This window comes from Bradyrhizobium canariense (genome assembly GCF_019402665.1).
In the GTDB taxonomy this organism is placed as follows: Bacteria; Pseudomonadota; Alphaproteobacteria; order Rhizobiales; family Xanthobacteraceae; genus Bradyrhizobium; species Bradyrhizobium canariense.
Map to the genome: position 1 here is coordinate 21,927 of NZ_VSST01000084.1, position 11,872 is coordinate 33,798.

Consider the following 11,872-nt stretch of genomic DNA (forward strand, 5'->3'; position numbering starts at 1 on the left):
ATCACGTGTGGCCGGATAGAATTGGAACTGACGCCGTCGCGCCGTGGTTAGTAGCGGAGTGAGGGAGTTGCGCCATGAGTAAGGCTATCCGCGAAGCCATCCATCATCCCCCGATCATCACTGTCGGCGAGCTCATCGATGAACTCTGCCGTCTGCCAGACACAGCGACGATCCAATTCCACTGCCCCATTCTCGAACAGGAACTTGCGTTCTACCGCCTTCGAAAGCGGTCAAAGGACGTGGTCGAAATCGAAGTCAATGCCTATCCGGAAAGCCCGTCGGTCGTGCCATCGGCCAACGCCGCCCTACGGGCGCGAAAAAAGACTCATCATCCGCGCTCGCTCGGCAATGGCGTTGCCCATAAGGTCTGAGATAGAACCGCGACAGGTCACGTCAGGTGTGACGGCTTCGGAACGCGTGAAGGAAGTTGGCCTACGCCTTCAGCCCGCGCAATACCAGCGTGAGCGTCAAGACGGTGCAGAACTATCACTATCTGATCAAGACGAAGACCGGCGCGCGTACGGATGCGCAGCTCGTGCGGCTCGCAGCGGCTTGCGGGCTGACGAATTTCTAACGTCGGTCGAGTTCCGTACCCCCGCGCCGAGGTTCCTCCGGTCGCAATGAAATCCAACCCAAAGCAAATCTCCGCCATCAACTCCGAGCAGATTCAACGTCAAGCGCGGCCACAGCGCGTCTCGCAAAGACCTCCGCTGCTTTCAGGCCCCGCGACTGAAATGAAATCGGAGTGAAGCGACATGCACCAACTGCCAAACGACACAATCGCAGTCACACTGCCGGACTTCGGGCAGTCCATGACCGTGCTCGGAGATCCCGGGTTGGCAACCGATGACTGGGGCGGAAACGATGCGCTGACGGCAGCCATATCGAGTCTCAACTCGAACGTGACGCTCGTTGGGGAAGACCTGGTGGCCATGCATGGCAATTCTCACGGAGGAAACGACAGTCTCCTGGTGAGCGTGGATGGCGGCTGGGATAGTGCCGTTGCCGTTGGCGATGCCCAATCCATGGCGGACAACAGCCAGGGCGGTAACGACACCCTCAATGTCGATGCCCACAACTCGCTCTACACCAATGTTTATCTCTATGGCGATGTCCAAGGCGACATGTCGGGCAACGCGGGAGGCGGAAATGACACACTGACGGCGTCGACCGGTTGGAGATCGTTCGGGTCGCTCAGCGGGGACGCTGGTGGTGCCATGAGCGGCAATGCGCACGGCGGAAATGATACGCTGAGCGCGACGGATTATGGGATAAATGGCGGCGGCGACGCACTCAGCGGCGATGCCATTGGCGCCATGACCGACAATGCGGTTGGCGGAAACGACATCCTGACCTTTGCGGCGAGCAGCGACGCCCAGCTCGGGGGAGGAAGCCTGTCGGGGGATTCGGGAACGTCCATGTCCGACAATGCCCAGGGCGGGAACGATATCCTCACCGCCGTCGTCGATGGCGAGCGAGCTGCTTTCAGCACGACATTGTACGGTGACGCTCCCACGATGTCGGGCAATGCTCACGGCGGGAACGACATCCTCACCGGCGGATCGAGCCCCGATCGCCTGGCGGGCGATGCGATGAGCTACGCTCCTTCCTCACCCGGCTCGATCACCGGAGGCACGGATACCCTCAACGGTGGCGCCGGCAATGATCTCCTGTGGGGCGGGCCCAACAACGACACGTTCGTCTTCAACACGGGCTCCGGCCAGGACATCATCAACGACTTCAATCAAGGCAACCAGGCTGTCGGCAGCACCACCACCGAACATGACCTGATCAACCTGCATGACTACGGCTTCGCAGACTGGGCAGCCGTCTCCAGCCTCATCGGCGACAATAGCGCCGGCGATGCCGTGATCCACCTCACCGCCAACGATACGATCACGTTGGACGGCGTGCACACGGCGGCCCTGCATCCAACGGACTTCGTCATCTGACGGCTCACAGCCAAGCAGGATTTGGGATGGTGGTCACGAGAGAATCGTCGAGGCCAAGCCCGTCATCCTGCCAAAGGCATGAGCAGGAGCGGATCAAGCGCCAAGCTGCGATACGCGTTGGCTCCGCAACCTCACGCCGCCTTCAGCCCGCGCAATACCAGCGCCAGCGTCGCATCGACACGCGCCGAAAGATCGGCGTCCTTCCACTCGTCGGCGTGGGCCGGATGGTGGAAGCGGACGGTCGCATCGAAGATGGCGCGTGCGGTGGCCTTGACGTCGCCCACCTCGAACACGCCCTGCTTCACGCCGTCGGTCAGGATCGCCGCGATCTGGTCGATCATGGTGTCCTTGTGACACTTGACGGCTGCACAGGCCTCGCGCGCCAGAGTCAGATAGGTCTCGAACATCTCGGGGTCGTCGAGCACGCGCGAACGCTTGGCGGCGAACAGGGTGCGCAGCCAGCGGTCGAGCCGCGCCGGCGCCGGGCCCTGCTCTTCGGCGAGTTGGCGTAAGGGCGCGTCGATGCGGTCCAGCCAGCGTTTGGCGACAGCCTCGCGCAGCGAGGCCTTGCTCGGGAAATGGCGGTAGACGCTGCCGTGGCTCACATCAAGCGCGCGGGCGACGTCGACCACGGTGGCCTTGGCGAGTCCGTAACGCCGCAGCACGTCCTCGGTGACTTCGAGGATCCGCTCCGGCGTCAAGATAACGGCTTCGTTCATGCCAGCACCATGTTCCCGTTGAGGGCTCAGTTACCCGGCGACGGAGCTGCTTCCGAAGCGCCCGTGCCGGTCGTTTCGGAAAGCTCTCGCCCTAATGAGGCAGTTTTGCAGCCTGCGCCGCGATTTGGCGCGCCACCAGTAAATTGAGCCAGTGCCCAATCGTCCCGGTCAAATTGATGATTTCGGTCGTCATTGTCGTAAGTCTCCAATCAATTGGCGGTCCCCGTTGTTCAATTGCGGCCCTCAATCCCCCATTTGCTTGGGACGTCGGGCTCCCGGGATGCCGCCAGACGCCCAATTGGAGCGTCCGAGAACGGATATACACGTCTCGCTGACAGATTTCAATATCTGTCAGTCAATGGTTCGTGATTGACAGTTAATTTCTGCAGCTCCGGGGCGCCGGGCTGGCCCGTCGCCCGCCACGTCCGGGGCGATGAACCTCGCCCAGCCCAATCATCCCCCGCTACCTTGCCGGCGCCGTTTGTTTCGCCCTCCCCGCTCTGCTAGATCACGGCGTAAAAAACATTCTGGCCGGTGTCGCCCTTTGGGTCGCCCGCCCACCTTCCTGGAGCAGTCCAATGATCCCCCGCTATACCCGCCCGGAAATGGCCTCGATCTGGGAGCCGCAGACCCGGTTCAAGATCTGGTTCGAGATCGAGGCGCATGCGGCGGACGCCCTTGCCGAGCTCGGCACGATTCCCAAGGAGGCCGCCAAGACGGTCTGGGCCAAGGCCAAGGACGCCACTTTCGACGTCGCCCGCATCGACGAGATCGAGCGCGAGACCAAGCACGACGTCATCGCCTTCCTCACCCACCTCGCCGAGATCGTCGGCCCCGAAGCGCGCTTCGTGCATCAGGGCATGACCTCTTCCGACGTGCTCGACACCTGCCTCAACGTCCAGCTCACCCGCGCCGCCGACCTGCTGCTCGCCGACCTCGACAAGGTGCTGGCGGCGCTGAAGAAGCGCGCCCTCGAGCACAAGATGACGCCAACCATCGGCCGCAGCCACGGCATCCACGCCGAACCCGTGACCTTCGGCCTCAAGCTCGCCTATGCCTATGCGGAATTCTCGCGCGCCAGGGAGCGCCTGATCGCGGCGCGGAAGGAAGTCGCGACCTGCGCCATCTCCGGCGCGGTCGGCACTTTTGCCCAGATCGACCCGCGGGTCGAACAGCATGTTGCCAAGGCCATGGGCCTCGTACCCGAGCCGATCTCGACGCAGGTGATCCCCCGCGACCGCCACGCGATGTATTTCTCGACGCTCGGCGTGATCGCGTCCTCGGTCGAGCGTTTCGCGGTGGAGATCCGCCACATGCAACGCACCGAAGTGCTCGAAGCCGAGGAGTTCTTCTCCGAAGGGCAGAAGGGTTCGTCCGCGATGCCGCACAAGCGCAATCCGGTGCTCTCGGAAAACCTCACCGGGCTGTCGCGCATGGTGCGCGCCTATGTGACGCCGGCGCTGGAGAACGTCGTGCTCTGGCACGAGCGCGACATCTCTCACTCCTCTGCCGAGCGCATGATGGGCCCCGACGCGACCGTGACGCTCGACTTCGCGCTGGTGCGCCTCGCCGGCCTGATCGACAAGCTGCTGGTGTACCCCGCCAACATGCAGAAGAACCTCGACCGCCTCGGCGGCCTCGTGCATTCGCAGCGCGTTCTGCTGGCGCTGACGCAGAAGGGCGCAAGCCGCGAGGACGCCTACAAGCTCGTGCAGCGCAACGCCATGCCGGTCTGGCGCGGCGAAGGCGACTTCCTCCAGCTCCTGAAGAAGGACGCTGACGTGAAGAAGTATCTCACCGACGCCGAGATCGAGGAGCAGTTCGACCTCGGCTATCACTTCAAGCACGTCGACACGATCTTCAAGCGCGTGTTCGGCGAGAGCTGAGCGTCATTGGTGGCCCGGGTGAGCGCAGCGACACCCGGGACTTCTCCCACAAAGATCCCGGATTTCGCTTCGCTCATCCGGGCTACAAATCAAGGCGGACCTTCCTCATGCCCATCGTCAACCGCGTTGCCGCCCTCTCCGACGAAATGGCCGCCTGGCGCCATGACTTCCACGAGAACCCGGAACTGCAATACGACGTCCACCGCACTGCCGGCATCGTCGCCGATCGCTTGCGCGAGTTCGGTTGCGACGAGGTGGTGACGGGCATCGGGCGCAGCGGCGTCGTCGGTGTGATCCGCGGCCGCAAATCCGCCTCCGGCAAGACCATTGGCCTGCGCGCCGACATGGACGCGCTGCCGATCATGGAGACGTCGGGCGTCGCCTATGCCTCCAAGGTCCCCGGCAAGATGCACGCCTGCGGTCATGACGGCCACACCGCCATGCTGCTCGGCGCCGCCAAATATCTCGCCGAGACGCGCAACTTCGACGGCACGGCCGTGGTGATCTTCCAGCCCGCGGAAGAAGGCGGCGGCGGTGGCAAGGCGATGGTCGAGGACGGGCTGATGACGCGCTGGAACATCCAGGAGGTCTATGGCATGCACAACATGCCGGGCCTGCCCGAAGGCCATTTCGCCACCACGCCCGGCGCGATGCTCGCCTCCTCCGACAACATCCAGATCACGGTCCACGGCAAGGGCGGCCACGCCGGCGCGGGTCCGCACAAGTCGATCGACAGCGTGCTGATCGGCGCGCAGATCGTCAACGCGCTGCAATCGATCGTCGCGCGCAATGTCGATCCGCTGAAATCCGCCGTCATCTCGATCACGCAATTTCACTCCGGCACGGCCTTCAACATTATTCCGGAGATCGCCGAGCTCGGCGGCACCGTGCGCACGCTCGACCCTGAGGTGCGCGATCTGGTCGAGCGCCGCATCGGCGAAGTCGCCGACAGCGTCGCCCGCGCCTATGGCGGCTCGGCCGAGACGAAGTACACGCGCATGTATCCGGTGACGATGAACCATGCGCGCGAGGCCGGCCTTGCCGCCGACGTCGCCCGCGACATCGTCGGTGCCGAGCGCGTCAACGACAAGTTCATTCCCATGATGGGCGCCGAGGATTTCTCCTTCATGCTGGAGGCGCGTCCCGGCGCGATGGTCCTGGTCGGCATGGGCGACGGCAACGAATGCCACCACCCGTCCTATGTCTTCAACGACAACATCCTCGGCCACGGCGCCTCGTTCTGGGTGCGCCTGATCGAAACAAGGATGCCGGCGGGTTAGCGCCGCATTCGCGATCCGTAGGGTAGGCAAAGCGACTTGTCCGCCGTAGCTCGAAGAGCGAAGGCGAAAGCGTGCCCACCACCCGCGACCCGCTCCGGAAATGGTGGGCACGGCGCTTCCCGTCTTTGCTACCCTCCGATTAACTTGGCAGGAATCAATTGCACGTCTCGTAGTTGCCGCCGCCGCCATTTGGGGAGCCGTTGCCCCTTCCAAAAGTAACCCCGCTCGCAAGTTTGCATCCGGGCCGCACCGGCCGACAACCGGCAGAGTTGCAGATGATCTGTCCCGACGCCTGCGGTTTTGATGGCGCAGCCTCGGTCTGCTTGCGCTCGGCATCCTGCTTCCGGGAATCCTCGCGCGTCGCGACGGGCTTCTTCTCCGGCACCTTCTCGCACTCGTTCTCGTCACCGACGTGATAGCCGGCGCGGCAGGTGATCTTCGCGCATTGATCGCCATCGGCCTTGAAGCCGAAATTGCATACCAGCGGGCAGACGCGTCCCGGCTTCGCCTTCAGCGCATCGAGCGCGTCGACGCTCGCGAACTTCGCGTCGAATTGAGTGCCGGCATATTTGTTGAACAGCGTCAGCGAGCGCTGCGTTGCGGCGTTCCAGTCGCCGTCCGGGGCGGCCGAAAGACAGCCGACGCGGCGCAGTTCACTCTGAACCGATTTCGCGAGATCGCCGGGCGGCGGGGAGCTTGGCGGCGGCGACAGCGCGGCGACCTTCTTGCTTTCGGCATCAGCCGCCTGCTTGTCCGCGGCCTGCTTCGCGGCGGCCTCGGCCGCCGCCTTGTCGAGCGCCCGCTTCTCAGCCAGCGACTTGGCCGCGGCAGCTTCCGCTGCCTTGCGATCTCGTTCGGCCGCTTCCGCCTTGGCCTGCTCGATCTGCTTGGCCTTCTCGGCCGCGATCCTCGCCTCCTCCGCGGCTTTGGCAGCAGCGGCGGCTTTCTCCAGCTCGGCCTTCTGGGAGCGTTCGGTCGCGAGCCTCGCCTTCTCCTGTTCGGCCAGACGCGCCTTCTCGGTCGCGGCCGTGCGATCCTCCTCGGCGGCAATCTTCTTCAACTGCACGCGGGCGAGGTTGGCGTAAAAGCCGTCCGGATAGGTCTGGAGGAATGCTTCCCAGGCTTCACGCAGGCCGGCCTGAAGGGCGAGCTCGTAGTCCTTGCGCACACTGTCCTGCGGATTTGCCTGCGGACCGGCTGCGGCGGCCGGCCTTGCCGGCACCAGCGGCACATCGCTGCCGCCCAGGGAGCCATAGACATACGGCTCCTGCTTGTTGCCGGTCTTCCTCAAGACATCGTCTCGGACAAACCCGAACGCCTTGCGCAGGTCGAGCCCGGGCTTCGGCAGATGATCGGTCAGCGCGACCGCGAACGGGCTGTTGCGGGAGTCGCCATCAGACGCGGTCGACCCTGCCTTGGCCGCAAACGCGATCATCGTGTTCGGACTGGTCGGCTCGACCTTGGCAAGCCCGCCACCAATCGCGCGCGAGGCCAAAGTGCGCTTCATCGTCTTGGCGAAAGGATTGTCGCGGCAGGCATCGAGGATGACGAGACGGAGTTGTTTGGCCGGCTCGACCGCGTACAGCGCGCGATCGAGTGCGATCGTCTCGTCGAGGACGTCGCCGTCAGTTTCCAGCATGGCATCGGTCGGAACGAGATAGTTGCTGCCGTCCAGCTCGATGCCGTGGCCCGCATAATAGATCACCGCCATGTCGGCATCGCGCGTCCTGGCCGCGAACTCGCGTAGCGATCGCCGCATTTCGCTGGCATTGAGGTCCAGCTTGATCTCGACCGTATCGAAACCCGCATTCCTGAGCATGCCGCCGACGAGTCCGGCGTCGTTCACCGGGTTCGCGAGCCGCGGCGCGTTCTTGTAAGCGGAATTGCCGATCACGAGCGCGACGCGCTTGTCGGCCTGAGCCGGCTCGCAAGTGCAAAGAGCCGCAAATATGAACAGGAAGAGATATCGGGCGATGTTCACGCGATTCATCCGCGGTTTTGGATCGACTGCGCGATCAGTTGCAGACCTCATAATTGCCACTTCCTACGGTGGCGTTATATCTTGAGGGCGTAGCCCCGGCCACGAGTCTGCATCCTTTCTGCACCGGACGACAGCCGGATGAACTGCAAAAAATCTGCCCACTGGCTTCGGGCTTCGAGGGCGCCGATTCCGAGGCCTTCCGGTCCGCGTCCCGCTTCCTCGAATCGTCTCGCGTCGCGACCGGCTTCTTCTCGGGCACCTTCTCGCATTCGTTGTCGTCACCGACGCGGTAGGCGGCGCGGCAGGTGATCTTGACGCATTGATCGCTGTCGGCCTTGAAGCCGAAATTGCAAACCAGGGGGCAGACCCGTCCCGGCTTCGCCTTCAGCGCATCGAGCGCGTCGACGCTTGCAAGCTTGGCGTCGAATTGGGTGCCGGCATATTTGTTGAACAGTGTCAGCGAACGCTGCGATGCGGCGCTCCAGTCGCCGTCGGCCGTGGCGGACAGGCAGCCGACACGGCGCAATTCGCTCTGCAGTGATTTTGCCAGATCAGCCGCCGACAATGTGGGTGCCGGCGCCGGCGCAAGGGCTGCAACTTTTTGCTCGACCTCAGACGTCTGCCGATCGGCAGCCGGCTTTGCTGCCTGCTCCGCCTTCTCGGCCGCGTGCCTGGCGGCAAGCTCGGCTTTGGCCTTCTCCGCCGCCTGTTTCTCGGCCTGCGCCTTTGCTGCTGCCGCCTCGGCCGCCTTGCGCTGCTGCTCCGCCGCGTCCGCCCTTGCCTGCTCGATCTGTTTCTGCCTCTCCGCCACGATCCTTGCCTCTTCGGCCGCCTTGGCCGCCGCAGCCGCCTTGTCCTGCTCGGCCTTCTGGGCGCGTTCGGCAATAAGCCTTGCCTTCTGCTGCTCGGCCGCATTCGCTTTTTGCTCGGCCGACGCGCGCGTCTCTTCAGCGGCGATCTTGTTCATCTGGCCCTTGGCCAGATTGGCATAGAAACCTTCGGGATATTGCGCCAGGAAGGCTTCCCAACCGTCGCGCGTGGCAAGCTGCAGCGCGAGCTCGTAATCCCTGCGAATAGAATCCTGCGGGTTGGCCTGCGGCCCGGTCGCGGCCGGCTTGGTCGCGACCAGCGGCACATCGTCGCCGCCGAGCGAGCCGTAAACATAGGGCTCCTGCTTGTAGCCGGTATTCTTGAGCACGTCGTCGCGCACGAAGCCGAACGCCTTGCGCAAATCGAGCCCCGGCTTCGGAAGGTGCTCGACCAAAGCGAGGGCGAACGGGCTGTTCCTGGAGTCACCATCGGACGCGGTCGAACCTGCCTTCGCGGCGAAGGCGATCATTGTGTTCGGGCTGGTCGGCTCGACCTTGGCAAGTCCGCGTCCGATCGCGCGCGAGGCAAGCGTCCGCTTCATGGTCTTGGAAAACGGATTGTCGCGGCAGGCATCCAGGATGATCAGGCGCAGCTGCTTGGCCGGCTCAACCGCGAACAGCGCGCGCTCGACCGGGATGGTTTCGTCGAGCACGTCGCCATCGGTCTCCAGCGTCGCGTCGATCGGTATGAGATAGTTGGTGCCTTCCAGCTCGATGCCATGGCCGGCGTAATAGATCACCGCCATATCGGCATCGCGGGTCCTGCCGGCGAACTCACGCAACATGCGCCGCATCTCGCTCGCACTGAGATCCAGCCTGACGTCGACGGAATCAAATCCCGCCTTCTTGAACATGCCGCCGACCAGAGTGGCATCGTTGACGGGGTTGCCGAGCTTGGGCGCGCTCTTGTAGGCGGAATTGCCGATGACAAGCGCCACCCGCCGGTCCGCATGGGCCGGTCCGCAGGCGAGGCCAATGGCCAAAATCAGCAAAGCAAAAATCCGAAACGGAATCACTTGCGTCCCCCCGGATGCAATTCCACGAGACTATTCGGAGCATCGCTCAATTGCCAATTCTTCCTATGTGATATCTGTCACATAGGGGGCTCTGTCGGGGGTATGGATAATGCGGCGAAGCGTCGCCCTGCTTTCGAGCTGACGTCAAAGCCGTCTGTTGAATCCGTCACATTTGCACCACCTCGTGGCGCATCACGAACGGTGCAAGCAGTGCGTGCACCTCGCTCGCAACCGCCTCGCGCTGATCCGCCGGCAGCCCCGCCAGCGTCACGGTGGCGATCGAACCGTGGCTGCCGTGAGCGCCGACCCTGACCTTGCAGTCGATGCCGCGCTCAGTGAGCGGTGTCAGCACCTTCGTGAACACGCGCTGGGCTGCGTCCCAGCGCAGCTGCGGCTTGAACACTTTGCCGACGCCCGTCACCGGCATCGGATCGATCGCTATGACCTGCACCGGCACGGCGGCACGCTCCGGCGTGCGCTCGCGCACCCATGTCTCCAGCTCGCCCGGTTCGACGGTCGCGCCCGGCTTCAGCTGCACATACCCCACCGGCAGTTCGCCGGCATAGGCGTCGGGCTGGCCGACCACCGCGGCAAAGCCGACGGCAGGATGGCGGAACATGATCTCCTCGATCGGCGCCGGATCGATGTTGTGGCCGCCGCGGATCACGAGATCCTTGGCGCGGCCGGTGATCCAGAGATAGCCGTCGGCATCGAGCCGGCCAAGATCGCCGGAATTGACCCAGACCTCATCGACGAAGGCACCCTTGTTGTGCTCGTTGTTGAGATAGCCGCCGAACACGCCTGGACCGGCCATGATGACGACGCCGATCTCGTCCGGCGCGCAGTCGCGGATCAGCTTGCCCTCGGCATCGAGCTGGACGATGCGGACCCGCGCGTAAGGCATGGGAAGGCCGACCGAACCGAGCCGGATCGGCCGCGACCGATAGGCCAGCGTGTGCACGCTCGAGGTCTCGGTCATGCCGTAGACCTCGACGACCGGCAGCTTGAGCTTGTCCTGGATCGCAGACCCCACCGCGACCGGGATCGCCGAGCCGCCACCAGCTGCATATTTCAGGCTGGAGATGTCGGTATTGCCAGGCGGCACCGCGAGCGTTGCGGCGAGCACCGTCGGGACGCTCGACAGCGCCTCCGGCTTGAAGCGCTCGACCAGTTGCCAGATGTTCTTGACCGCATTCGGATTGCGCCATCCGCTCGGCGACAGCACGACCAGCGAGCCGCCGGCCGACAGCGTCGTCAGCACCTGCGTCAACGAGCCCCCGACGTGAAACAGCGGCATGCCGAACAGCATGTTGGCGCCCGGCTTCGACTTCAGCAGCAGATTGAGCGCCCAGGCCTGATAGACTTGGTTGACATGCGTGTGCCGCACCAGCTTTGGCGTGCCGGTGGTGCCGCCGGTGTGGAAATAGGCGGCGATGTCGCTGCCTAAAATCTTGCGTCCGCTGACAAGGCGGTCCGAAGGCTGCTGCTTGATCAGGTCGCTGAAGGCAAAGACTCCCTTCCCCGGGTCACCGCCACCGAACACCTGTACGATCGCCTTGAGATTGAGTTGCGGCCTGATCTGCTCGACTTTCTGCCAGATGTCTGTGCCCGGCATCGGCCCGAGCGCCACCAGGACTTTTGTGTTCGCCGCTTCCAGAATCTCCGCGATCTGGTGCGGCTCCAGCAGGGGGTTGACGGGATTGGCGATGCCGGCGGCCTCCGCGCCGAACAGAGTTACGAAGGCGTCCGGCAGCAGCGGCAGCATGAAGCTGACGACGTCGCCCTTCTCCACGCCCAGCGCGTGAAACATGTTGGCGGCCTGCGTGACGCGCGCGATGAAGTCGCGGTACGTGACCACGACCGGCGTGTCGGCGGGATCGGCATTTTGCAGGAACTGGATCGCCGGCCCGTCGGGATTACGGGCCGCCCCGAGCCTGATGGCGTCGTAAGTGCTCTCGGCCGCGACGCGATCGGCGTAAGGGACCTGCTCGAAGGCCCGAACTTCGGCGTCCGTCGCCAGGTCCGGATAGTCGCTGCCGATGAGCCGATCGAGCGCGTGGATGCCCGCCATGGAATTCCGTCCTCCCTCAGATGCATGTCCCCGCGCCCTGTCTTTTGACTTTTGGGGCTGGCGGGGCCTCGACCGATTGGCCGGCCGAGCATGGGCAG

General features: G+C 64.1%; 8 protein-coding genes and 1 pseudogene. 5 read left to right on the forward strand and 4 right to left on the reverse strand.

All coding sequences use genetic code 11. The features are described from left to right. Positions 1-74: 74 nt before the first annotated feature. The 3 genes and pseudogenes from FXB41_RS35065 (at position 75) to FXB41_RS35075 (ending at position 1,952) form a co-directional block, all read left to right on the forward strand. Positions 75-371: a hypothetical protein gene (locus FXB41_RS35065; RefSeq protein ID WP_219684967.1), complete on the forward strand. Its 297-nt coding sequence runs from the start codon at positions 75-77 to the stop codon at positions 369-371. A gap of 86 nt (positions 372-457) precedes the next feature. Continuing rightward, positions 458-574: pseudogene (locus tag FXB41_RS35070) on the forward strand (DNA-binding response regulator); the annotation flags it as partial. 181 nt (positions 575-755) lie between these two features. After that, a complete protein-coding gene (locus tag FXB41_RS35075) occupies positions 756-1,952 on the forward strand; it encodes a calcium-binding protein (RefSeq protein ID WP_219684968.1) in 1,197 nt (398 codons plus the stop codon). A gap of 131 nt (positions 1,953-2,083) precedes the next feature. Here FXB41_RS35075 and FXB41_RS35080 read toward each other — a convergent pair whose 3' ends face one another. Further along, positions 2,084-2,671: a TetR/AcrR family transcriptional regulator gene (locus tag FXB41_RS35080; RefSeq protein WP_007602348.1), complete on the reverse strand. Its 588-nt coding sequence runs from the start codon at positions 2,669-2,671 to the stop codon at positions 2,084-2,086. Between the two features lie 578 nt (positions 2,672-3,249). Between FXB41_RS35080 and purB the strand changes: the two genes are divergently transcribed. Together purB and FXB41_RS35090 are read left to right on the forward strand one after the other, a co-directional pair. Further along, positions 3,250-4,557 carry an adenylosuccinate lyase gene (purB, locus tag FXB41_RS35085; RefSeq protein WP_007602341.1) on the forward strand — a complete coding sequence of 436 codons (1,308 nt, stop codon included), beginning with the start codon at positions 3,250-3,252 and terminating at the stop codon, positions 4,555-4,557. Positions 4,558-4,664: 107 nt separating this feature from the next. Continuing rightward, entirely contained in the window at positions 4,665-5,837 is a 1,173-nt protein-coding gene (locus FXB41_RS35090; RefSeq protein WP_219684969.1) for a M20 aminoacylase family protein, read from the forward strand. Between the two features lie 154 nt (positions 5,838-5,991). On the opposite strand, the gene FXB41_RS35095 is transcribed toward FXB41_RS35090, so the two are convergent. The 3 genes from FXB41_RS35095 to FXB41_RS35105 form a co-directional block, all read right to left on the reverse strand. After that, on the reverse strand, positions 5,992-7,827 hold the full coding sequence (locus FXB41_RS35095) for a caspase family protein (RefSeq protein WP_246649439.1): 1,836 nt from the start codon (positions 7,825-7,827) through the stop codon (positions 5,992-5,994). Between the two features lie 25 nt (positions 7,828-7,852). Continuing rightward, the gene (locus FXB41_RS35100) at positions 7,853-9,676 is read right to left on the reverse strand and encodes a caspase family protein (protein WP_376707535.1); all 1,824 of its coding nucleotides are present in this window, start codon (positions 9,674-9,676) and stop codon (positions 7,853-7,855) included. A 193-nt stretch (positions 9,677-9,869) separates the two neighbouring features. Then, positions 9,870-11,774 carry an acyl-CoA synthetase gene (locus FXB41_RS35105; protein WP_219684971.1) on the reverse strand — a complete coding sequence of 635 codons (1,905 nt, stop codon included), beginning with the start codon at positions 11,772-11,774 and terminating at the stop codon, positions 9,870-9,872. Positions 11,775-11,872 lie beyond the last annotated feature (98 nt).

Coding starts and splice junctions, on each gene's coding strand:
- purB (WP_007602341.1), top strand. CDS start 3,250: ATGATCCCCCGCTATACCCGCCCGGAAATGGCCTCGATCTGGGAGCCG.
- FXB41_RS35095 (WP_246649439.1), bottom strand. CDS start 7,827: ATGAATCGCGTGAACATCGCCCGATATCTCTTCCTGTTCATATTTGCG.
- FXB41_RS35065 (WP_219684967.1), top strand. CDS start 75: ATGAGTAAGGCTATCCGCGAAGCCATCCATCATCCCCCGATCATCACT.
- FXB41_RS35090 (WP_219684969.1), top strand. CDS start 4,665: ATGCCCATCGTCAACCGCGTTGCCGCCCTCTCCGACGAAATGGCCGCC.
- FXB41_RS35105 (WP_219684971.1), bottom strand. CDS start 11,774: ATGGCGGGCATCCACGCGCTCGATCGGCTCATCGGCAGCGACTATCCG.
- FXB41_RS35080 (WP_007602348.1), bottom strand. CDS start 2,671: ATGAACGAAGCCGTTATCTTGACGCCGGAGCGGATCCTCGAAGTCACC.
- FXB41_RS35075 (WP_219684968.1), top strand. CDS start 756: ATGCACCAACTGCCAAACGACACAATCGCAGTCACACTGCCGGACTTC.